Annotated in this window: 20 protein-coding genes and 1 riboswitch; of the genes, 12 read left to right on the top strand and 8 right to left on the bottom strand. The window is 63.9% G+C overall.

Going from position 1 to position 20,415, the window contains the following annotated elements; genetic code table 11:
* Positions 1–32 precede the first annotated feature (32 nt).
* The gene (locus V6M87_RS00700) at positions 33–932 is read right to left on the bottom strand and encodes a hypothetical protein (RefSeq protein WP_332847796.1); all 900 of its coding nucleotides are present in this window, start codon (positions 930–932) and stop codon (positions 33–35) included.
* Entirely contained in the window at positions 932–3,181 is a 2,250-nt protein-coding gene (locus V6M87_RS00705) for a M1 family metallopeptidase (RefSeq protein WP_332847797.1), read from the bottom strand. Before V6M87_RS00705 ends, V6M87_RS00700 begins: the two co-directional genes overlap by 1 nt.
* 475 nt (positions 3,182–3,656) lie before the next feature.
* A riboswitch (cobalamin riboswitch) is annotated at positions 3,657–3,837 on the top strand.
* Between the two features lie 74 nt (positions 3,838–3,911).
* Here V6M87_RS00705 and V6M87_RS00710 point away from each other — a divergent pair.
* The 3 genes from V6M87_RS00710 (at position 3,912) to V6M87_RS00720 (ending at position 6,979) form a co-directional block, all read left to right on the top strand.
* Positions 3,912–5,891: a TonB-dependent receptor gene (locus tag V6M87_RS00710; RefSeq protein WP_332847798.1), complete on the top strand. Its 1,980-nt coding sequence runs from the start codon at positions 3,912–3,914 to the stop codon at positions 5,889–5,891.
* Between the two features lie 99 nt (positions 5,892–5,990).
* Positions 5,991–6,662 carry a thiol:disulfide interchange protein DsbA/DsbL gene (locus tag V6M87_RS00715; protein ID WP_332847799.1) on the top strand — a complete coding sequence of 224 codons (672 nt, stop codon included), beginning with the start codon at positions 5,991–5,993 and terminating at the stop codon, positions 6,660–6,662.
* Positions 6,659–6,979, top strand: a complete 321-nt coding sequence (locus V6M87_RS00720; protein WP_332847800.1) for a hypothetical protein — start codon at positions 6,659–6,661, stop codon at positions 6,977–6,979. The genes V6M87_RS00715 and V6M87_RS00720 overlap by 4 nt, the downstream gene beginning before the upstream one ends.
* On the opposite strand, the gene V6M87_RS00725 is transcribed toward V6M87_RS00720, so the two are convergent.
* Positions 6,969–8,303, bottom strand: a complete 1,335-nt coding sequence (locus tag V6M87_RS00725) for an ATP-binding protein (RefSeq protein WP_332847801.1) — start codon at positions 8,301–8,303, stop codon at positions 6,969–6,971. The genes V6M87_RS00720 and V6M87_RS00725 overlap by 11 nt on opposite strands.
* A 212-nt stretch (positions 8,304–8,515) precedes the next feature.
* On the opposite strand from V6M87_RS00725, the gene V6M87_RS00730 reads away from it, so the two are divergent.
* Both V6M87_RS00730 and V6M87_RS00735 read left to right on the top strand, forming a co-directional pair.
* Positions 8,516–9,403: a MipA/OmpV family protein gene (locus tag V6M87_RS00730; protein WP_332847802.1), complete on the top strand. Its 888-nt coding sequence runs from the start codon at positions 8,516–8,518 to the stop codon at positions 9,401–9,403.
* Between the two features lies 1 nt (position 9,404).
* A complete protein-coding gene (locus V6M87_RS00735) occupies positions 9,405–10,094 on the top strand; it encodes a hypothetical protein (RefSeq protein WP_332847803.1) in 690 nt (229 codons plus the stop codon).
* On the opposite strand, the gene V6M87_RS00740 is transcribed toward V6M87_RS00735, so the two are convergent.
* The 4 genes from V6M87_RS00740 to V6M87_RS00755 form a co-directional block, all read right to left on the bottom strand.
* Complete coding sequence (locus V6M87_RS00740; RefSeq protein ID WP_442920538.1) at positions 10,091–10,807, bottom strand: response regulator; 717 nt, start codon at positions 10,805–10,807, stop codon at positions 10,091–10,093. The genes V6M87_RS00735 and V6M87_RS00740 overlap by 4 nt on opposite strands.
* A gap of 64 nt (positions 10,808–10,871) precedes the next feature.
* On the bottom strand, positions 10,872–11,447 hold the full coding sequence (locus V6M87_RS00745) for a superoxide dismutase (protein ID WP_332847804.1): 576 nt from the start codon (positions 11,445–11,447) through the stop codon (positions 10,872–10,874).
* A gap of 81 nt (positions 11,448–11,528) precedes the next feature.
* Positions 11,529–12,869, bottom strand: a complete 1,341-nt coding sequence (xseA, locus tag V6M87_RS00750; RefSeq protein WP_332847805.1) for an exodeoxyribonuclease VII large subunit — start codon at positions 12,867–12,869, stop codon at positions 11,529–11,531.
* A gap of 178 nt (positions 12,870–13,047) precedes the next feature.
* The gene (locus V6M87_RS00755) at positions 13,048–13,335 is read right to left on the bottom strand and encodes a hypothetical protein (protein WP_332847806.1); all 288 of its coding nucleotides are present in this window, start codon (positions 13,333–13,335) and stop codon (positions 13,048–13,050) included.
* A gap of 324 nt (positions 13,336–13,659) precedes the next feature.
* Between V6M87_RS00755 and V6M87_RS00760 the strand changes: the two genes are divergently transcribed.
* The 7 genes from V6M87_RS00760 to V6M87_RS00790 all read left to right on the top strand — a co-directional run bounded on the left by V6M87_RS00760 (position 13,660) and on the right by V6M87_RS00790 (position 19,808).
* A complete protein-coding gene (locus tag V6M87_RS00760; RefSeq protein WP_332847807.1) occupies positions 13,660–14,265 on the top strand; it encodes a MotA/TolQ/ExbB proton channel family protein in 606 nt (201 codons plus the stop codon).
* Entirely contained in the window at positions 14,265–14,702 is a 438-nt protein-coding gene (locus V6M87_RS00765; RefSeq protein ID WP_332847986.1) for an ExbD/TolR family protein, read from the top strand. The genes V6M87_RS00760 and V6M87_RS00765 overlap by 1 nt, the downstream gene beginning before the upstream one ends.
* 40 nt (positions 14,703–14,742) lie before the next feature.
* Positions 14,743–15,771, top strand: coding sequence for a tetraacyldisaccharide 4'-kinase (lpxK, locus tag V6M87_RS00770; RefSeq protein ID WP_332847808.1), 1,029 nt, complete (start codon positions 14,743–14,745; stop codon positions 15,769–15,771).
* The gene (locus V6M87_RS00775; protein WP_332847809.1) at positions 15,752–15,922 is read left to right on the top strand and encodes a Trm112 family protein; all 171 of its coding nucleotides are present in this window, start codon (positions 15,752–15,754) and stop codon (positions 15,920–15,922) included. Before lpxK ends, V6M87_RS00775 begins: the two co-directional genes overlap by 20 nt.
* Positions 15,923–15,932: 10 nt before the next feature.
* Complete coding sequence (gene kdsB / locus V6M87_RS00780; protein ID WP_332847810.1) at positions 15,933–16,688, top strand: 3-deoxy-manno-octulosonate cytidylyltransferase; 756 nt, start codon at positions 15,933–15,935, stop codon at positions 16,686–16,688.
* A 185-nt stretch (positions 16,689–16,873) separates the two neighbouring features.
* On the top strand, positions 16,874–17,530 hold the full coding sequence (gene adk / locus V6M87_RS00785; protein WP_332847811.1) for an adenylate kinase: 657 nt from the start codon (positions 16,874–16,876) through the stop codon (positions 17,528–17,530).
* A gap of 163 nt (positions 17,531–17,693) precedes the next feature.
* Positions 17,694–19,808, top strand: coding sequence for a sodium-translocating pyrophosphatase (locus V6M87_RS00790; RefSeq protein WP_332847812.1), 2,115 nt, complete (start codon positions 17,694–17,696; stop codon positions 19,806–19,808).
* Here V6M87_RS00790 and V6M87_RS00795 read toward each other — a convergent pair.
* The gene (locus V6M87_RS00795) at positions 19,786–20,304 is read right to left on the bottom strand and encodes a DsbA family protein (RefSeq protein ID WP_332847813.1); all 519 of its coding nucleotides are present in this window, start codon (positions 20,302–20,304) and stop codon (positions 19,786–19,788) included. The genes V6M87_RS00790 and V6M87_RS00795 overlap by 23 nt on opposite strands.
* Between the last annotated feature and the right edge of the window lie 111 nt (positions 20,305–20,415).

The following is a 20,415-nucleotide window of genomic DNA, read 5'->3' on the forward strand; positions in this document are numbered from 1 at the left end:
AGCGGATCGCCCGTCGCGCTGCCGGTGAGCGCTTATTTTCTGATCAGCGCGATCAGCGCAAACAGGCGCGCGCTGCGCATCCAGGCCACGGCCATCACGGCCAGCTGCGTCAAGGCCAGCGCGGCAAAAAACGACCAGCCTTCGACCGGCGCCACGCGGATGCGCACCAGCGCCACCAGGCCGGCCAGCACCAGGCCGACCAACGAGAGCGCCACGTAAGTGCCGAGCGTCGCCAGCGGCCGGCGCAGCACCAGCATCAGGCCTTCGCCCCAGGCGCGCACGGCCGAGGTCTTGCGCCGGTCCGCCGCCAGCACGGCGCGGCCCGCATCGACCGTGGCGTGCGCCAGCACCAGCAAGACGGCCATGACGATGGTGCCGGCCAGGCCGGCGTTGTGCGCGGTCGACTCGAGCACGGCATTTTCGCCCAGCCTGCGCAAAGGCTCGGCCGCCACACTGCCCAGCGCAAAGGCCGCACCCAGCGGCACGATGGACCAGAGGAGCGTGCGCAGCAAGCGTCCGTATTCCAGCATGCCGCCGCTTAGCAGACCGCGCAGACCCAGGCGCACCGGCGCGCGCGCGGCGCTGACGGTCATGCCGGTCAGCAGGGGCGAGAGCAGCAGCGTCAGGACCACTGCCGACAGGGCCCCGTTGCCAACCGCTGTGTTGTAGCGCTTGTAGACTTGCATCAGGTCGGACAGCGCCGTCATGTCGAGCGCGCGCGCCAGCGTGCTGGCGTGGATGGACTGGTCGAGGCTGTCGCCCAGCATTTGCCAGATGGGCAAGGTGGCGGCGAAGGTCGGCAGCAACAGGAGTACTGCCCACAACAGCAGCAAGCGCCATTGCAGCGCGTTGCATGCCGCTGTGCCGATGACACCCAATATGCCTGGGGTGGTGGCCGTGGCAGCAGGCCTGGTGTGCAGAATGGTGGGCATCAGGCGGTCGCAATCAGGGACAGGAGAAACTGGACGATGGCGCCAAAGTCGCTGGCCCAGCGGCGTGCTGCGCGCGGGTCGGCGTCGATCGCGCGCGCGTCGTCGAGCTTGTTGACGTCGAGATAGTGCAGGCGCTCTGGATCGAGCTGGGCCGAGACTGCGCGCACCGGTTTGGTCCAGTGGAAGGTGTGCCAGTCTTCGTCCGCGCGCCAGGCCACCGTCTCGCTGCTGCCATCGGCAAATTTGACCAGCAGCGTTTGCGGCACCGGCGCGCCGGCGCGGCGCAGCGTGACCGTGGTCAAATAAGGGAAGGGGCCGCTACCATCGCTGGCCTTTGGATGCTTCTTGCGCCATGCCGCACGGGCCGCATCGATGTGCTGGACCAGCTTGGTGGCGCCGAGTTCACGCCAGCTGCCGTGGGTCTCCGTGGTGCCGGCCAGTGGCAGCGATTCGATGCTGGAAAAGTCGGCGATGCGGTCGTCGATGCGGCGCACGTTGTAGAGCTGCTGGTCGAACATCGCGTTGACCACGGCCGGCTGGCCGCTGACATCGATGATGGTGTCGCGCAAATCGGCCAGGCTCGGATGGCGGAACTTCCAGCGCCGGTAATATTCCTTGAACGCGCGCTCCATCACGTCGTGGCCCAACTGCGCTTCCAGGTCGCGCATGGCGGTGGCCGTGCGCGTGTAGACCGGGCCGATGCCTTGCAGGCGGTGGTGCGCGTTTTCGCCGGGCGCGTCGGCCGGCTGGTCGCGCGGCGTGTCCCAACGCTCCGCGTCGAACACCGTGAAACGCGGGGCGAAGCCGGCCGCTTTCAGCAGGGGCGTGGTGGCGACGATGTCCTGCTTGCGCGCGCGCAGCATGCGCGCGTCCCAGAAATCGTTCATGCCTTCGTCGAGCAGGGGCTCCTCGAATTCGTTCGAGGCCAGGATGCCGTAAAAATAGCCGTGGCCGAATTCGTGGATCGTTACCGCGTCGAGCAGGTGGGCGTTGAGCGTGCCGGGCGTGGTGTCGGCGTAGGCTTCGGTGGTGAAGAAGGTCGGGTATTCCATGCCGCCGGCTTCTTCCGCATTGAACGGCGGGACCACGATGGTGACGGTGCGGTAGGGGTAAGGCCCCAGCGTGCGCGAAAAATACGTCAGCGCGTCCTGCGCTGCCTTCAGGGCCGGCGCGGCGCTGGCCTGGTATTCGGGTGGATACAGGACGGTCAGGGTGACGGGCGGACTGCCGGGACCGGTCCAGCTACCGACCAGCGGTGGCGCCGTGCGGGTGTCGGCGGTCCAGGCGAAATCGTGGACGTCGTCCTGCACATAGCGATGGGTCAGCAGGCCGGGTTTTGACGCCGCCGGCTTGCCTTGGGCGACGCCGGTGGCGCCCACGACGTAGTTGTCGGGCAGGGTGAGGGTGACGTCATAGCTGCCGAAGTCGGCGTAGAACTCCGAGTCGAGGTGAAATTCATGGGCGTTCCAGCGCGGCGCGGTGGCCCCGCGCTCACCCGGCAACTCCAGCACGGCGATTTTCGGGAACCATTGCGCCACCAGGTGGAAGGTCTTGAAGTAGCCGGTGCGGGCGACCACGCGCGGCAGCTGGGTCTGGAAATCGATGTCGAGCACGGTGCTGGCGCCGGGCGCCACCGGAGCAGGCAAATCGAGCTTGAGCACGGTGTGGTCGCGCGGGTTGCCGCCGTCGGGCTGCACGAACGACCAGCTCGCCCTGGCGCCGGACTGCAGAACGGAGCGCAGCGCGATATGGCCCCACTCGCCGTCCCGGATTTCCGCGCCCGATGGAAAGCTGCGTCCGGTCAACCGTTTTTCGGTAAAAAAAGTCGTGTCATTGCTCTCGAACGCATTCATATACATGTGCATATAAACACTGCGCACCGGCACCGCGCTGCGGTTGCGCCAGGTGAGCTGCTCCTTGCCGTCGATCACGTGCTTGATTGGATCGAGGGTGGCCGCGATCCGGTAACTGGCGACACGGTCCGACAAGGTCACCTCGTTCCCGGTACGCACGCCGCCCCAGGCGCCGGGCGCTGAGGCGACGCGCACCGCTGACGCATCGCCCGCGGCCAGCGCAATGCCGGCATCGACCTGCGTGCTTGGCTGCTCGATCGGTGTCACGTGCACGTTCGCGCCAGCGGTGGCGCCCACCTGCGCCCGCGCCAGCAGCGTGGCCCCGCCGATACCCGCCACCAGCACCGCCGCCGCGACCACCCCGCGCCACTGCGCGCGCGAAACTTGAACTGCCATGCCTGCACCCCTTCGACCTGATCCGATCATTTTCGATCGCATCACTATATCGACCCATTTAGCAAAACGCCAACTTTACCAATCGAACCGCCACCGCATGCAGTCAAAAGACTGCCCCCAAGCTATTGCAAAACAATGAGGGTCAGTGTCAAATTATTGAGCAATTGATCACATTACTGCTGAGGCAGCATGAGCAAGCCTTGGTGAAGTGCCGAGAATCAATTGGCAAACAATTTGACACTGACCCTATTTTTTGGGTTTGAGCTATGGGGCAATGGCGGAGCAATGAGGGTCAGTGTCGAATTATTGAGCAATTGATCGCATTAATGCTGAGGCTGCTTGAGCAAGCTTCGGAGATGTGCCGATAATCAATTGGCAAACAATTTGACACTGACCCTAATTTTTGGGTTTGAGCTCTGGGGCAATTGTGCTGATGGGATGACTGGGAGTGCGGTGGGGCGGGGCGCTATTCGGCTTATAATGGCGCCGTTCTGGTGCCTGTTCGCGCCCACGCGCGTTCGGCTCATTGGGAAAATGACCGGGAAACACGAGGAGGCGCCGCACCACCGCGCGCTCCGATTGTGCTGCCCCCGCAACGGTGGACAAGCGTTTTTGTGCTTGCGAGCCCGGATACCGGCCAGACAGGTGGAAGCGCGCGACTGCGCCTTCCTTTTCTATCAAGCTTGCGGGGACGCCGGCTTGATCAGCTTATTTTTCGAGTTTTCCCACCATGACCCAAGCAGTTTCCGCGCGCTTTGCCGCGCCTTGCCGCCCGCTGTTGCTGGCCGCGTCCGTTTTCCTGTCGTTTGCCGCCGCCGCCTCCGCGCAGCAAACAGATGTCCCTTCCGTACTGGTCAGTGGTTCCCGCTTTGCCAGCGAGCCGACCCTGGCGCCGATCGGCGCCACCGTCATCACTGCCGCCGAGATCCGCAACGCCGGCGCCACCGACGTCAATCAGGCTATCCGCAAGATCGGCGGCGTATTCGGGCGCCAGAGCCTCGATTCCTCGCCCGACTTCGCGCTCGACCTGCGCGGCTTCGGTACCAACAGCAGCCAGAACCTGGTGATCATGGTCGACGGCGTGCGCCTGAGCGAAAATGAACAGGCCAGCGCCGTGCTGTCGACGATCCAGATCGACACCGTCGAGCGCATCGAAATCACCCGCGGCGGCAGCAGCGTGCTGTACGGCGACGGCGCCACCGGCGGCGTGATTCAAATTGTCACCAAACGCGGCGCAACAGGTGCCAACAGCACCGGCACGCACGGCTCCGTGTTCGCGCAAGGCGGCCAGTTTGCCGAAAAAACCCTGCGCGCCAACCTGACCCACGGGTTCGACCGCTTCGTGTTTGACGCCAGCTACGGCCGCAACAGCAGCGACGGCTACCGCAGCAACAGCCGCTTCGACCAGCGCACCCTGGGCGCCGGCCTGCTCTGGAACTTCGAGGGCGGGCGCGCCGGCATCCGCGTCGACAGCGCGCGCCAGGATTCGGGCTTGCCCGGTTCGCTGTCGCTGGCGCAGTTCAACGCCAATCCGCGCCAGAGCTTCAAGCCCGACGACGCTGGCGCGCTCGATACCGACCGCTACACCGCCTTCGTCGAAAAGCGTGTCGGCGACGTTGAACTGGCGGCCGAGTTGTCGCAGCGCGAACGCAGCGTGCAGTCGCACTACGACTTCGGCGGCGGTTTCGTCTCCGACGCCACCTACAACAGCCACCAGACCCAGTTCTCGCCGCGCCTGCGTTACGTGTCGCAGCCGTACGGCCTGCGCAACGAAGTGGTCACCGGCATCGACCTGATCCGCTGGACGCGCGACACCACGGCCGATTTCTCGCTGGCCGCTGCGCGCCAGGATTCCAAAGCCTTCTACATGCGCGATGAACTGCGTTTCGACGCCGCCCACGACGGCCGCCTGGCCATCGGCGTGCGCCACGAAACTTTCGACAAGGATTACGCCGACAGCCTCGGCGTGGCCGCGCCGGAAAGTCGCAGCCAGGCGCAGAACGCCTGGGACATCCAGGGCAGTTACAAGCTGCTGCCGCAGTTGGCCCTGCACGCCAAGGCCGGCCAGAGCTACCGCGTGGCCAACGTCGACGAGAACAGCTATCGCGCCTCAAACGACATCCTCAAGGGCCAGGTCTCGCACGACCTCGAACTGGGCCTGACGCTGGGCCAGCCAGCACGCCAGCTGGCCGCGCGCCTGTTCCGCCACAAGCTCACCAATGAAATCTTCTTCGATCCAACCATCGGCTTCGGCATCAATACCAACCTGGATCCGACCCGGCGCCAGGGCTTCGAGCTCGATGGACAGATCGACCTCATCGCCCACCTGCGCGCCAGCGCCCATTTCCAGCATGTCAACGCCAGCTTCACCGAAGGCCCCAACGCCGGCCGCGCCATGGTGCTGGTGCCGAAGAACGTGCTCTCGGCGCGCCTGGCCTGGCTGGGCCAGCATCAATCGGCCGACATCGGCGCGCAGTGGGTCGACCAGCAGCGTTACGGCGACGATTTCAGCAACGCCTGCAGCGCACGGATTGGCGGCTACACGACCTTCGACGCCCGTTACGCCCGTACCTTCGGCCCATGGGAACTGGCCGTCACGGGCGCCAACCTGGCCGATCGGCAGTACTACAGCAATGCGTTTTCCTGCCGCGGCGGCATCTACCCGAGCGACGGTCGCCAGCTGAAACTGTCGGTCCGTTACGACTTTTAATTTGCTGAAGTAAAACTTAAAGCGGTCGCGCGATGCATGGGATTCCCGCAAATAATGGTAATCTCGCGATCGTTTGCTCACCCGTTCACAAGGATGTTTATGCGTAACCTGCGTTTTGCCCTCGCTGCTGCCACTCTCGCTCTGGGCGTGGCCGCCAGCCCCGCCTTTGCCTCGGTGACCGCACCGGTCTCCGGCGTCGAGTACACGACCCTGGCCGCGCCGCAAGCGGTCCCGGCCGGCAAGAAGGTCGAAGTGATCGAATTCTTCATGTATCACTGCCCCCATTGCAATGCCCTGGAACCACAGCTGTCGGAATGGGTCAAAAAGCAGGGAGACAACATCGTCCTCAAGCGCGTGCATTTCCCGTCCACCGGCCCCAACGATCCGGAAGCGCATTTGTACCTGACCCTGGAAGCGATGGGCAAGTTGCCGGAGTTTCACGCCAGGGTGTTCCGCGCGGTACACGTCGAACGCGTGCGCTTGAATTCGGATGAAGCGGTCCTGAACTGGGCTGTCAAAAGCGGCCTGGATCGGGCCAAATTTCTCGACGCATGGAATTCGTTTGGCGTCCAGACCAAGATGAAACGCCTGGGCGCCATGATTACGGCCTACAAAGTGGAATTCGCACCGGTGCTCATTATCGACGGCAAATACATGACGGCGCCATCGCTGGTCGCCGCCAGCGACAAGACGCGCGATGAGCAGCAACTGTTCCGTTCTACCTTGCAAGTGGCCGACTTTTTGGTGGCGAAGGCAGCCAAGACAAAATGAGCGACAAGGAAGGCAAAGTCCTGAAGATCTACGACGGTTCGCGCGCACGCGACGAGGACCTGTACGACCTCACGTGGGTGAACCAGGCCGCCTGGACGATGTCCGTCGTGTTCGCCGGCGTCATCGTCTGGCTGTGCATCGCCCTGGTGCATGCCGAGAACCAACGCTTCGCGCTGGTCAGCGGGAAGTGCGCCGATCCGGTGTTCCGAGGTTCGTTCGACCAGAAGTGCCTGGCGCTGGTGCATTCGCGCGACCATTGGTGGGAACATCTCTGGTACGGCGTCACCCACGTGACGTCAAAACCGCCTAAGCAATAAGCCGTATCACCATCCTGGCGCCGTTCAACGCGCCATCCTCGACGTGCAAGCTGCCCCCGTGCAGCTGCACGGCTTTGCGGGCAATCGCCAGCCCCAGGCCGAAGCCACCCGTGGCGCGGTCGCGGCTGCGGTCGAGCCGGTAGAAAGGCGCGAACACCTGTTCGCGTTCAGCGACCGGAATCCCCGGTCCGTCATCTTCCACAGAAATCTCCACGCCCTCGCGCGTGCGCAGCGCGCGCAGCAGCACGCGCGCGTCGGCGTAGCGCTGCGCATTGCCAAGCAGGTTGGCGAGCGCGCGGCCCAACAGGCGCGGATCGACCGCGAGCGTTCCCAGGTCCGCGCCCAGCTCGACGCTAATGCTCACCATCGACCCGGGCGAGGGCGCCAGCGCCGCCACGCAGGCGCGCAGCAGCGGCTCCAGGTCGACCGGCTCGCGCTGCAATGCATGCTCGCTGTCGAGCCGCGTCATGGCCAGCAATTCGCTCACCAGCGCGTTCAGTTCCTCGACATCCCCGGCCATGGCCTGGACCCGCTTGTGCAGCGCCGGGTCGGCGCTGGCGTCTTCCAGCAGCTGCAGGCCGAACGCCAGGCGCGCAATGGGCGTGCGCAGTTCATGCGACACCGAATGGAGCAGCGCCGTTTGCGCCGTCAACAAGCTGTCGATGCGCCCGGCCATGGCGTGCATGCGCTCGGCCAGCGGCAGCATGCTGCTGGAGGCGGGCATGCGCGCCCGCGCCGTCAAATTGCCGGCGCCGAATGCGTCAGCGACCCGCCCCAGCGCCTGCACGCCCTGCCAGTGGCGGCGCGACCACACGCCGATCGGCACCAGCAACACCAGCGCGACAATCAGGAAGCGCAGCGCTTCCATCTGCAGCGCCACGGCCACGTCGATCGGCAGCTCGCGCGCGCGCACCACCTCGGCCTCGCTGCCGACGTAGCGCGCACCGTCGAGGTCGACGCGGCGCAGGAACGATTTGCCGGCCAGGTCGAACACGACCTCACCGCGCGCCAGCGCGGCCGCTTGCGCGGCGGGCAGCGTGGCGCCGGCAGTGTTGAGTGGAATCAGGTCGTAGTGGGAGCCGGCCACCTCGCGCACCGTGTTCAGGCGGGCCAGCCATTCGTCGCGCGGCGCCTTGTCGACAAATTGTTCGAGCAGGAAAATTTGCGCCGTCGCCTGGCGCCGCGCCAGGTCCTCGACCGGGTCGCCGAACACGCGCGTCATGGCCACGTACACGATCGCACTGGCAGCGGCCACGGACAGCAGTACCGGAACGAAAAAACGCAGGAATACGCGCAAGAAAGCGGGGGAAGGGGAACGCGCCATGGCTCGCATTGTATCTGTTTCACACGCGCTACAAATTGAAGACAAATGCCGGACAAAGGCGCGCTGGCACCTTTGCGAGCAGCAATTTATGATGCAAGGGATCAGCGCTCGTCCGTTTGCTTACGGGCTGTGTCGGAGCGCTGGGTTGGTTTTACCTTGCCCGTTGTGCCGCGCCGTAGAATGCAGCCTTCTTGAATTGTCCCGGTCGTCCAATGCGCACACTGTCCACGGTTGCCCTGTTTCCCGTCTTCGCCCTGGCTGTTGCCGGAGCCGGTGCGCAAATGCCTGCGCCGAATCCCATGCCTGACGGCAGCAGCGACATGTATGCAGGCCTCGGCCTGCTGTCGGCGCCGCGCTACGCCGGTGCCGACCAGCGCCGCACGCGTCCGCTGCCGGTGCTGCAGGGCCAATGGAGCAACGGTGTGTTCGTCTCGGGCATGAGCGCGGGGCTGCACCTGTCGGCGCGCCCGCTGCTGGAATACGGCCCGCTCGTTTCCCTGCATCCGGGCCGCGACGATGGTGGCAACGGCGCCAGCGCGATCGGCATCCAGCGCCTGTCCGGTGAGGGCAACCTGCCTCGCCTGACGACCGAGCTGGTGCAATACAACGCCACGGTACTGGCCTTGGGCAACCGCCTGAACGGCTTGCCGGCGATCGCGCGCCGGCTGCAAGGCGGCGGCTTCGCGAATGTGTACCTGGCGCCCGCGCTGCGCCTGACCTCGCGCGCACTGTACGGCGCCGGCAACGATCATCGCGGCGCCACCTTCCAGGTCGGCATCCAGGCGCTGAATCTGGCGCCGCTGCCCCATCACAGCCTGACCGTCGAGGCAGAGGTGAGCATGGCCAACCGCTACTACAACCAGGCATTTTTCGGCATCGACAACGAGCAGTCCGTCAGCAGCGGCCATCCGTTGTACCAGGCGCAAGGCGGCTGGCGCGACGCCCGCATCGGCGCGCGCTGGAACTGGACGCTGACGCCTTCGTGGCTGCTGGTGTCGGGGCTGGACGTCACGCGTCAGCTCGGCACCACGCGCACCAGTCCGCTGGTTACCCGGAACACCGGCGTGTCGGTCTCGACCGCGCTGGCCTTGCGCTTCTGACATGGTCGCACGCCGCCTTTTCGCCCCCACTGCAGCGCTGGCGCTGGCGCTGGTGATGCTGCAGTGCCTTCCCGCGCACGCGCAGGGCAGCGATTGGGTGGCATACCGCGATGCCTACCGGGCCATGGTGGTGTTCGAGAAATACGGCGGGCCGAAGTCGCTGCTGCAACAGCAGTTGCAGCTGGTGCCGCGCAACCCGGTTGCCGATCGTGCGGGTGTGCAATTGATGGTGCTGGGCAAAACCAGCCAGGGCCATTTCCCGCTCGACGCCACGCTGCGCACGGTCTTTCCGCTGGCTCGCGCCGCCTACGACGAGAACGCGACCTTGCAACTGAGCCGGCCGCTGGGCCCGTTCACGGTGCGCCCGCAAGTGTCTCTGACGCTGCGTCCGGATAATTTGTACGACACTGAACAATTGCGCAGCGGCTGCGAGCAGGCGCTGGCCTATGCGCGCCAGCTGGCGCTGTTTGGCGCGCGCAATTGCGTCGGCGTGCGCTTCGTGTTCAGCAAAGGCAGCGCGGTCGCTTCGGTCATGCTTGCCGGCGCGCGGCTGCCGTCCGCGCCGGGCATGCCGTTCGCGGGCGATGGCGACGCCAGCTTTCCTGTGGTCACCTACCGCTTCGCTGGGACCGAGCGGATGCCACTGGTGACCGCCAGCATGCCGCTGGCGATCACGCCGTTATTCGATTAGTGCCAGGCCGACGGCGAGAATAAATAGCCTTCGCCCCAGACGGTTTTGATCTTGCTCGCATCGGCGTCGTCGAAGCGCCGGCGCAGCTTGGAGATCGCGTTGTCGATGCTGCGGTCGAGGCCGTCGAATTCGATATTCCGCATTTTCTTGAGCAAGGCGTCGCGCGACAGCACCTGTCCGCTGGACTCCACCAGCACCAGCAGCAGCTTGTATTCGGTATTGCTCAGCACGCACTCCTGGCCGCGCCAGACCACGCTGCGGTCGGCCGTGACGATGCGCAGCGCGCCGAACACATACACCGGCGGCCCGTCAGGCGCCGCCAGCGCCGCCGCTTCCACCTGGACTGGCAGCGCGGCCTGACGGCGCCGCGCCAGCGCGCGCAGGCGCGCCAGCAGCACGCGCGGCTGCACCGGCTTGTTGACGAAGTCGTCGGCGCCCTGTTCGAGGCCGGAGACTTCATCGTAGGAATCTTCGCGCGCGGTCAGGATTAAAATCGGCACATCGGAGACGGCGCGCAGCTGGCGGCAGACCACCATGCCGTCGGTACCGGGCAGCATCAGGTCGAGCACCACCAGTTCGGGCTGGCTGGCCTGGAACCGCGCCAGCGCCTCATCACCACGGGTGACCAGTTCGACCTCGAACTCGTAGCCATTCAGATATTCCATCACGAGCGCGGCAAGCCGGGCATCGTCTTCCACCAACATGACGCGCATTTCTTCTCCTCACAACTAAAAACGGCCCGCAAGCAGCGGGCCGTCATCACAGAACTGGCGCGAATTACGCCAGATTGCTGTTCACAAAGTTCCAGTTCACCAGGTTCCAGAAACCTTCGACGAACTTCGGACGGGCATTGCGGTAGTCGATGTAGTAAGCGTGCTCCCAGACGTCACAGGTCAGCAGTGGCTTGTCGGTGCCGGTCAGCGGGGTGCCGGCATTCGACGTGTTCACGATGTCGACGCCGCCGTCTTTTTGCACCAGCCAGGTCCAGCCGGAACCGAAGTTGCCGACGCACGACTTCTGGAATTCTTCCTTGAATTTGTCGAACGAACCCCATTTGGCGTTGATGGCGTCAGCCACCGCACCGGTTGGCGCGCCGCCGGCGTTTGGCGCCATGCAATTCCAGAAGAAGGTGTGGTTCCAGACCTGGGCGGAATTGTTGAAGATGCCGCCGGACGATTTCTTGATGATTTCTTCCAGGGACAGGTTCTCGAACTCGGTACCCTTGATCAGGTTGTTCAGATTGGTCACATAGGCTTGGTGGTGCTTGCCGTAGTGGTATTCCAGCGTTTCAGCGGACATGTGTGGCTGAAGAGCGTCTTTTGCGTACGGCAGTGGCGGCAGAGTATGTTCCATGTCTTGTTCCTTGTTTGGTTGGAAAGCAGCCGGTATTGTAAATCGTATGCGCGCCGGTTGCACTTTCGGCTAGTGAATTCGTCAAGCGAGCGGGGTTTGTACGCTCGATACGCCAATCTCGGCGCTGCCCTCGGCCAGGCGCACCTGCAGTTTTTTGCGCGCGCGGATGTCGCCCGGGTTGCGCAGCACCCGGCCAGCCGCATCGCTGACGATCGCGTAGCCGCGCTCGAGCGTGCGCTGCGGGTTGAGCAGCTCGAGTTGCGCGGCAAGGGCGCCGAGTGCCTCGCAGCGCGCGCGCAGTCCGTTGTGGAAGCTGGCGCCCAGGTGGCGGCCTTCCGAGCCGACCTGCGCGCGCAAGGCGCGCACGTCGGGGCGGTGACGCGTCCAGCGCTGGCGCAACTGGGCCAGCACCAGGCCGTGCCGGTTCACGGGCGCGCGCACGGCGTGCGTCAGCGCGGTCGACAGCGCCAGTAGCTTCAAACGCTGGTGGCCGATCCGGGCCGACGGACTCTGCAGGCGGCGGCTGGCATTGTCCAGGCTCTGGTTTGCTTCCGACAGCGTGCGGCGCATGGCGCGGCGCAGGTCAATCGCATCGGCTTGCAGCGACCCCAGCCAGTCGGCGCGCGGCGTGGCGGCCAGTTCGGCGGCGGCGGTGGGTGTGGCGGCGCGCACGTCGGCGACGAAGTCGGCAATCGTGAAATCGGTCTCGTGGCCGACCCCGGCAATCACCGGGATGCTGCTGGCGGCAATCGCGCGCGCCACCACTTCTTCATTGAACGACCACAAATCTTCGATCGAGCCGCCGCCGCGGCAGACCAGCAACACGTCCACCTCGGCGCGGCGCGATGCGGTGGCGATGGCGTCGGCGATCTTGTCGGCCGCGAACTGGCCCTGCACCGGCGCCGGATACAGCACCACGCGCACGTGCGGCGCGCGCCGCCGCAGGGCCGTCAGTATGTCGCGCAGGGCGGCCGCCTGCAGGCTGGTGACGACACCGACGCTGCGCACGAACATCGGCAGCGCGCGTTTGCGGTCCTGATCGAACCAGCCCTGCGCGGCCAGCTTTTCTTTCAGGCGCAGGAAGGCTTCATATAACTGTCCCACGCCGGCGCGGCGCATCGCCTCGACATTGATCTGGTAGTCGCCACGCGCGCCGTACAGGGTGACCAGCGCACGCACCTCGACCTTGTCGCCTTCGCGCGGCGTGAAGCCGGCGTACTGGGCGCGGCCGCGGAACATGACGGCGCGCACCTGGGCGGCGTCGTCCTTCAGGGTGAAATACCAGTGGCCGGAGGCGGCACGGGTGAAGTTCGAGATTTCACCGCTGATCCAGGTGAGAGGGAAGCTGCGCTCGAGCAGGCGCGCCACTTGCGCATTGAGGGCGGTGACAGTGATGACGGCGGGGTCGTCGGGTAGCAGCATGGTGTTGTTCAAATGGGTCGAAGTTGTGCAGCAATCCGTCATCTTAATGCCTGGCTCAAGAGAATGCGCTAAACGCTTGATTCAAAAGGTTTTTCAGCGCTGCGTGCTTTTCAGGCAGGGCCAAAAAACCCTTATGAATCAAGTACTTCGGGAATACCCGTACGGATAGCCCACAAAGTTATCCACAAATTCCGTGCAAAACTTTGACGCGGAAACCGGCGCAGGCGCTGCTTAATTGTAAAGCAGCAACTGCTTTCCTTATTAAAATCAAGGACTTAAGGAAGCGTCGAGGTGCTTGCGCACATTGTTGTCCACAGAAGGTGTGCAGAAGCGCAGAATTGGGGCGCGGCTGTGGAAAACTGCCCGCCGCCGACGAAATTTGTGCGAAAAATCCCACATATAGGCGGGAAAAGGGCAGCTTGCCACAAAATGCATCAGCACAACTTTTCCCTTTGTATTCAATCATTTAGGGTAGTGCAAAAGAGCTTGCGCACAATCTTGTCCACAAATTATGTGCAGAAATGTTTAAATGGGATCGAGGCTGATTCGCGGAAAATCTGCCTGTTTTTTGTGCGTAGTATAAAAGTGCTTTATTTTCAATGGCTTAGATGGTGCCGTTTGCGCTTGCTCACATACTTGTCCACAGAATGTGTTTGCAACCCTGGGACAAGTTTGTGTGCATAAGTAACAGAGTAGAACTGGACTTGCCGCAATCGTGCCGACACGTTACATTGCGGCATTCGTTGTTCCTTTTTAGTCCCATCTGGTTGGTTTATTTCAGGAGTTCGTTTTGCTCGCTATTCTTCAAGCTGCAGGCTGGCCGATCTGGTTGTTGCTGATCGCCTCGATCGTTGCGCTTGCGCTCATCATTGAGCGCCTGATTTATCTGCGTCGCGCCAAGTTGTTGCCGCCACCCTTGCTGGACCAGGTGATCCAGGTATATCGCAGCAACAAGGTCACCCCGGACGTCATCAACAAGCTGGAAGCGAACTCGCCTCTGGGTACCGTCCTTGCCGCCGCCTTGCGTAACGTCAACGCACCGCGTGAACTGATGAAGGAATCGATCGAAGAAGCGGGCCGCGGCGTGGCCCACAACCTCGAACGCTTCCTGAACACCCTGGGCACGATTGCCTCGCTGGCGCCGCTGATGGGCCTGTTCGGCACCGTGGTCGGCATGATCGAGATTTTTGGCGCGCAGAATGCCACCGGCACTAACCCGGCGCAGCTGGCCCACGGTATTTCGGTGGCGCTGTATAACACCGGCTTCGGTCTGATCATCGCCATGCCGGCGCTGGCGTTCTACCGCCACTTCCGCGGCCTGGTCGACAGCTTTATTGTTGACATGGAATCGCAGGCCGTGAAATTCGTGGACGTGGTGCACGGGGCGCGCAAATGATGGATTTCAGGCGCGGGCGCCAGCGCGAAGAGCCGGAGATCAATCTGATCCCGTTCATCGACGTGCTGCTGGTGGTGCTGATCTTCCTGATGGTCACCACCACCTACAGCAAGTTCACCGAGCTGCAAATCACCTTGCCGACCGCCGACGCCGCGAAGGCCATCGACAAACCGTTTGAAATCAACGTGACGGTCGACGCCAAGGGCAACTACACGGTCAACAACGAGCCGGTGGCGTTCCACACGGTGGCCGGTCTGGCTGACGACCTCAAGAAGGCCGCCAGCAGTGGCGGCCAGCCGGCCGGCGCCTCGCCCGTGGTGATCGTCAATGCCGACCAGTTCGCGATGCACCAGATGGTCATCAACGTGCTGGAAGCGGCACGCGTGGCCGGCTACGACAAGCTCACCTTCGCCGCGCAAACCGGCGGCAAAAAGTAACCGTAGAGTAACTCCAGGCGCCCCGGGCGCCTGTTTTTTTATGTCGAACACCTCCCTCGAAACCATGTTCACACGCGCCTGGCTGCGCCGCGGGCCGCTGGCCTGTGCGCTGTATCCGGTCTCGCTGCTGTTTCGCGCCCTGGCGTCCCTGCGCGCGCGCCTGTACCGCAGCGGCGTGCTGGCGTCCACGCGCCTGCCGGTGCCGGTCATCGTGGTCGGCAATATTTTTATTGGCGGCACCGGCAAGACGCCGCTGACAATCTGGCTCGCCGAAGCGTTGCGCGCTGCCGGTTTCAGGCCCGGCATCATCTCGCGCGGGCATGGCGGAAAAGGCGCGCTGCCGCGCGAAGTGACGCCGGACGCCGCGGCCAGCGAGGTCGGCGACGAGCCCCTGTTGATCGCGCGCCGCACGGCTTGCCCGGTGGTGGTAGGGCGGGTGCGGGCCGACGCCGGCCGCGCCTTGCTGGCGGCCCATCCGGAAGTCGACGTCCTCATCACCGACGACGGCCTGCAGCATTACGCCCTCCAGCGCGACATCGAACTGGTGCTGTTCGACGGCCGCGGCGTCGGCAATGGCTGGACCTTGCCGGCCGGCCCCCTGCGCGAGCCGCCTTCGCGCCGGCGCGATTTCAACATCGTCAACACAGCGGTGCTGGATGCGGCGCTGAGCAAGGCTGTCGGCACCGCGCCGTTCCAGATGCAGTTGCGCGGCGGGTATGCCGAGCAATTGGTCAGCGGCGAGCGGGTCGAGCTGGGCGCGCTGGCCGGTCGGCGCCTGGTGGCCGCGGCCGGGATCGGCAACCCGGGCCGTTTTTTTGCCATGCTGAAAGCGGCCGGCCTGGCCTTCATCGAACTGCCTTTGCCTGACCACCACGACTTCCGCGACGACCCCTTTGCAGGGCTGGAAACGGACGTGATCCTGATCACCGAGAAGGATGCAGTAAAATGTGGGCAAATTGAAAACCTGAAAAACGATCCGCGCCTGTGGGTCGTCCCGGTGACGGCGCACATCGATCCTGCGCTGGCCGAACAAATTGTGGAGAAATGTCGTGGATGCTCGCCTGCTTGATATCCTGGTCTGCCCGTCGTGCAAGGGACCGCTTGAATTTGACAAGAAAGCCCAGGAGCTGATCTGCCGCGCCGACCGCCTTGCGTTCCCTGTGCGTGACGGCATTCCGATCATGTGGGTCGACCAGGCCCGCAAAATCGTCCCGGTGTAACGGTGTGAGCTTGAACAAGTTTATCGTCATCATCCCGGCGCGGCTGGCGTCGACCCGTCTGCCCAACAAGCCGCTGGCCGACCTGGGCGGCAAGCCAATGGTGGTGCGCGTGGCCGAGCGCGCGGCGCTCTCTGGCGCGGCGCGCATCGTGGTTGCCACCGATCACCCCGACATTGCGGCCGCCTGCACGGCGCACGGCGTGGAAGTGTGCATGACACGCGCCGATCACCCGTCCGGCACCGACCGCATCGCCGAGGTGGCGCTGGCGCTGGGCCTGGCGGCGGACGCCGTGATCGTCAACCTGCAGGGCGACGAACCGCTGATCGACCCCAGCCTGCTGGCGGCGTGCGCGGCGCGCATCTCGGCCACCGTGCCGATGGCCACCTGTGCCCATCCGATCACGGATGCGGCCGACCTGTTCAATCCGAACGTGGTGAAAGTGGTGTTGAATGGTGCCGGCAATGCGCTGTACTTTTCGCGCGCCGCCATTCCATGGCACCGCGATGGTTTCTCTGCCAGCCAGGCCGCTTTGCCGGCCGATTACGTGCCGCTGCGCCATATCGGTTTGTATGCATACAGCAACGCTTTCCTGCAAACGTACCCGACACTTTCCCCTGCGCCGATCGAGTCCATCGAGGCACTGGAGCAATTGCGGGTCCTCTGGCACGGGGTGCCCATTGCGGTGCATCTGACCGACAGCGCACCAGCAGCGGGCGTCGATACGCCCGCCGACCTGGCCCGGGTGCGACTTTTTTACACGTCTTGATCCGGTCGGCAAGTTATTACCGGAAAGTCTGCGCTAAATCAATTAATAGATGGCAACGCTCCATCCGGTGGCATTTTTGACTGCATTTGTGTTAAGTTTCGTACCAAGCTAGTCAGATATGCACCATGCGCGGTCTGTTATCAAAGAATCTATTCATCTTCAAAAATTGTTTTTAGGAACTCTTCATGCGTCTCATTTTGTTAGGAGCGCCAGGGGCCGGTAAAGGCACCCAGGCTAATTTCATCAAAGAAAAATTCAATATTCCCCAGATCTCGACCGGCGACATGCTGCGCGCTGCGATCAAGGCGGGCACCGAACTGGGCCTGGCTGCCAAGCAGGTGATGGATGCCGGCGGTCTGGTGTCGGACGACATCATGATTGGCCTGGTCAAAGACCGCCTGCAGGACGCCGACTGCGCCAATGGCTATCTGTTCGACGGCTTCCCGCGCACCATCGCGCAGGCTGACGCCATGAAGGAAAGCGGCATCAATATTGATTACGTACTGGAAATCGACGTGCCGGATGCATCGATCGTCGAGCGCATGAGCGGCCGTTGCAGCCACCCGGGTTCGGGCCGCGTGTACCACACCAAATTCAATCCGCCCAAGGTCGACATGGTCGACGACATCACCGGCGAGCCGCTGGTGCAGCGCGACGACGACAAGGCCGAAACGGTCATGAAGCGCCTGGCCGTGTACCACAACCAGACCGAAGTGCTGCTGGGCTACTACGCCAAGTGGGCCGAATCGGGCCTGCCAGGTGCACCGAAATACCGCAAGATCACCGGCATCGGGCCAGTCGAGCAAGTGCGCGATGCCGCCTTCGCGGCGCTGTCGGCTTAACTCAACACTGCGGACCTTCGGGTCCGTTCTTTTTCAGGCCCGTCATACCTGTTTCCAGTTCCACGTTGTTGCATCCGCAGTACGCAGTCGGTCAGGGCATCTTTATCAGATGGTCGTTCGAAGTGTGTTTGTGTCGCTCAATCATAAGAACCAGGGGACGTGTATGGACTTTGCCGCATCCAATCTTCTCATCTTCACCTTAGCCTGCGGCGTGCTCGCCGTGGTGTATGGCTTGTGGTCGCGCAGCTGGATCCTGCGCCAGGATCCCGGCAGCGGGCGCATGCAGGAAATCGCGCAGGCCATCGAAGTGGGTGCCGGCGCCTACCTCGCGCGCCAGTACCGCACCATTGCCATCGTCGGCGTGGTCTTGCTGGTCGCCATTTTCTTTTTCCTCGATCCGTACACCGCGCTCGGCTTTGCGATCGGCAGCGTGCTCTCCGGCGCCTGCGGCTTCATCGGCATGGGCGTCTCGGTGCGCGCCAATGTCCGCACCGCCCAGGCCGCCACCAGGGGCCTGGATGCGGCGCTGAACATCGCCTTCAAGGGTGGCGCCATTACCGGCATGCTGGTGGTGGGACTCGGCCTGCTGGGCGTGACGCTGTTCTACTGGCTGCTGATCGGGCGCGCCGGCGTCACCAATCACGACGTCATCACGCCCCTGATTGGCCTCGCGTTCGGGGCCTCGCTGATTTCGATTTTTGCGCGTCTGGGCGGCGGCATCTTTACCAAGGGCGCCGACGTTGGCGCCGACCTGGTGGGTAAAGTGGAAGCCGGCATCCCCGAAGACGACCCGCGCAACCCGGCCGTGATTGCCGACAACGTGGGCGACAACGTGGGCGACTGCGCCGGCATGGCGGCCGACCTGTTCGAAACCTATGTCGTCACCCTGATCGCCACCATGCTGCTCGGCGCACTGGTGATCGGCGACGCTGTCGCGCAAGCCATCCTGTATCCGCTGCTGCTGGGGGCGGTGTCGATCATCGCCTCGATCGTCGGCTGCTCGATGGTCAAGGCGAAACCTGGCAAGAAAATCATGGCGGCGCTGTACACCGGGCTGTGGTGGGCCGCGATCCTGTCGCTGCTCGGCTTTGCGGTGGTGACCTGGCTGGTCTGGGTCGACCCGGCCATGCGCGTGCGCATGATGGGCTGCACGGCGGTCGGCATCGTGCTCACCGGCCTGATGGTCTACATCACCGAATACTACACAGGCACCGATTTCAAGCCGGTGCGCCATATCGCCGAAGCCTCGACCACGGGGCATGGCACCAACATCATCGCCGGGCTCGGCGTGTCAATGAAGTCGACCGCCTACCCGGTGCTGGCGGTGTGCGCCGCCATCCTGATTTCCTATGAGCTGGCCGGCCTGTACGGCATTGCGATCGCCGCCACCGCGATGCTGTCGATGGCCGGGATCATCGTCGCGCTCGACGCCTACGGGCCGATCACCGACAACGCCGGCGGCATCGCCGAAATGGCCGGCATGCCCGAATCGGTGCGTGCCATTACCGATCCGCTCGATGCAGTGGGCAATACCACCAAGGCTGTCACCAAGGGTTACGCCATCGGCTCGGCCGGGCTGGCGGCACTGGTCCTGTTTGCCGATTATACGCACGCACTCGAAACGGCTGGCAACACGGTCGTGTTCGAGCTGGCCGACCCGATGGTGATTGTCGGCCTGTTCATCGGCGGCCTGATTCCTTATTTGTTCGGGGCGATGGCGATGGAAGCGGTGGGGCGCGCGGCCGGCGCCGTGGTGGTGGAAGTGCGGCGCCAGTTCCGCGACATCAAGGGCATCATGGATGGCAGCGCCAAGCCCGAGTATGACAAGGCGGTCGACATGCTCACTGCCTCGGCGATCCGCGAAATGATCCTGCCGTCGCTGTTGCCGGTGGCGGTGCCGGTGGCGGTGGGCCTGCTGCTGGGGCCGGCTGCGCTGGGCGGCATGCTGATGGGCGCCATTGTCACCGGCCTGTTCGTGGCCATCTCGATGACCACCGGTGGCGGCGCCTGGGACAATGCCAAGAAATACATCGAGGATGGCAACTTCGGCGGCAAGGGCTCGGACAGCCACAAGGCCGCCGTGACGGGCGACACGGTGGGCGACCCGTATAAAGACACTGCCGGGCCGGCCATCAACCCCCTGATCAAGATCATCAACATCGTGGCGCTGCTGCTGGTGCCACTGCTGCCGGTGGGTGGCTACCTGGCCGTCAAGGCGCCACTGCAGCAGGTGGTCACCGCAACGCCGGCGCCGGTCATTTCTCCAGCGCCGCGTTGATGGCCTGTTCCAGCGACTGCACGTCCGAGTCGCCCTCGAACTGCACGCCGTTGATATAAAAGGTTGGCGTGCCCCGCACGCCGCAGTGGCGCGCCTCGGCGGCGTCGCTGGCCACTATCTGCGCGTACTTGCCGCTTTGTAAATCATCCTCGAATCTGTCACCATCCAGGCCGATGTCCTGCGCCATCGCCTGGAATGCCTGGTCGGACAAATCGTCCTGGCCGGCGAACAGGGCGTCGTGCATTTCCCAGAATTTTCCTTGCGCCCCTGCGGCTTCAGCCGCTTCGGCCGCCGGCGTGGCGTCAGGATGCATGCCGTCCAGCGGCATGTGGCGGTACACCAGGCGCACATCATCGCCATATTGCGGCAACAGGCTGGTCAATGCTTCGTGGGCGCGCGCGCAAAATGGGCATTCGAAATCGCCGTATTCGATCAAGGTAATTGCGGCGCTGTCGGCGCCCTTGATATGGTCGTTTTTGGTGACGGTGGCTGGCATGATGGTCCTTGGATTGGTTGGTATATTGTCATCATTGCACGCGATTGCTCATCATCCCCGCGCGTTTCCGGAAGTCATGATCCGGTGGCTTGCGTTGCCGATCAAAGCGGG

The sequence above is a fragment of the Massilia sp. S19_KUP03_FR1 genome, from assembly GCF_036688685.1.
In the GTDB taxonomy this organism is placed as follows: Bacteria; Pseudomonadota; Gammaproteobacteria; order Burkholderiales; family Burkholderiaceae_D; genus JALYUM01.

What these genes read in the sequence shown, in the direction of transcription:
- V6M87_RS00700 (WP_332847796.1), bottom strand. Translation starts at nt 932, where the DNA reads ATGCCCACCATTCTGCACACCAGGCCTGCTGCCACGGCCACCACCCCA.
- V6M87_RS00705 (WP_332847797.1), bottom strand. Translation starts at nt 3,181, where the DNA reads ATGGCAGTTCAAGTTTCGCGCGCGCAGTGGCGCGGGGTGGTCGCGGCG.
- V6M87_RS00710 (WP_332847798.1), top strand. Translation starts at nt 3,912, where the DNA reads ATGACCCAAGCAGTTTCCGCGCGCTTTGCCGCGCCTTGCCGCCCGCTG.
- V6M87_RS00715 (WP_332847799.1), top strand. Translation starts at nt 5,991, where the DNA reads ATGCGTAACCTGCGTTTTGCCCTCGCTGCTGCCACTCTCGCTCTGGGC.
- V6M87_RS00720 (WP_332847800.1), top strand. Translation starts at nt 6,659, where the DNA reads ATGAGCGACAAGGAAGGCAAAGTCCTGAAGATCTACGACGGTTCGCGC.
- V6M87_RS00725 (WP_332847801.1), bottom strand. Translation starts at nt 8,303, where the DNA reads ATGGCGCGTTCCCCTTCCCCCGCTTTCTTGCGCGTATTCCTGCGTTTT.
- V6M87_RS00730 (WP_332847802.1), top strand. Translation starts at nt 8,516, where the DNA reads ATGCGCACACTGTCCACGGTTGCCCTGTTTCCCGTCTTCGCCCTGGCT.
- V6M87_RS00735 (WP_332847803.1), top strand. Translation starts at nt 9,405, where the DNA reads ATGGTCGCACGCCGCCTTTTCGCCCCCACTGCAGCGCTGGCGCTGGCG.
- V6M87_RS00740 (WP_442920538.1), bottom strand. Translation starts at nt 10,807, where the DNA reads ATGCGCGTCATGTTGGTGGAAGACGATGCCCGGCTTGCCGCGCTCGTG.
- V6M87_RS00745 (WP_332847804.1), bottom strand. Translation starts at nt 11,447, where the DNA reads ATGGAACATACTCTGCCGCCACTGCCGTACGCAAAAGACGCTCTTCAG.
- xseA (WP_332847805.1), bottom strand. Translation starts at nt 12,869, where the DNA reads ATGCTGCTACCCGACGACCCCGCCGTCATCACTGTCACCGCCCTCAAT.
- V6M87_RS00755 (WP_332847806.1), bottom strand. Translation starts at nt 13,335, where the DNA reads ATGATTGAATACAAAGGGAAAAGTTGTGCTGATGCATTTTGTGGCAAG.
- V6M87_RS00765 (WP_332847986.1), top strand. Translation starts at nt 14,265, where the DNA reads ATGGATTTCAGGCGCGGGCGCCAGCGCGAAGAGCCGGAGATCAATCTG.
- lpxK (WP_332847808.1), top strand. Translation starts at nt 14,743, where the DNA reads ATGTCGAACACCTCCCTCGAAACCATGTTCACACGCGCCTGGCTGCGC.
- adk (WP_332847811.1), top strand. Translation starts at nt 16,874, where the DNA reads ATGCGTCTCATTTTGTTAGGAGCGCCAGGGGCCGGTAAAGGCACCCAG.
- V6M87_RS00790 (WP_332847812.1), top strand. Translation starts at nt 17,694, where the DNA reads ATGGACTTTGCCGCATCCAATCTTCTCATCTTCACCTTAGCCTGCGGC.
- V6M87_RS00795 (WP_332847813.1), bottom strand. Translation starts at nt 20,304, where the DNA reads ATGCCAGCCACCGTCACCAAAAACGACCATATCAAGGGCGCCGACAGC.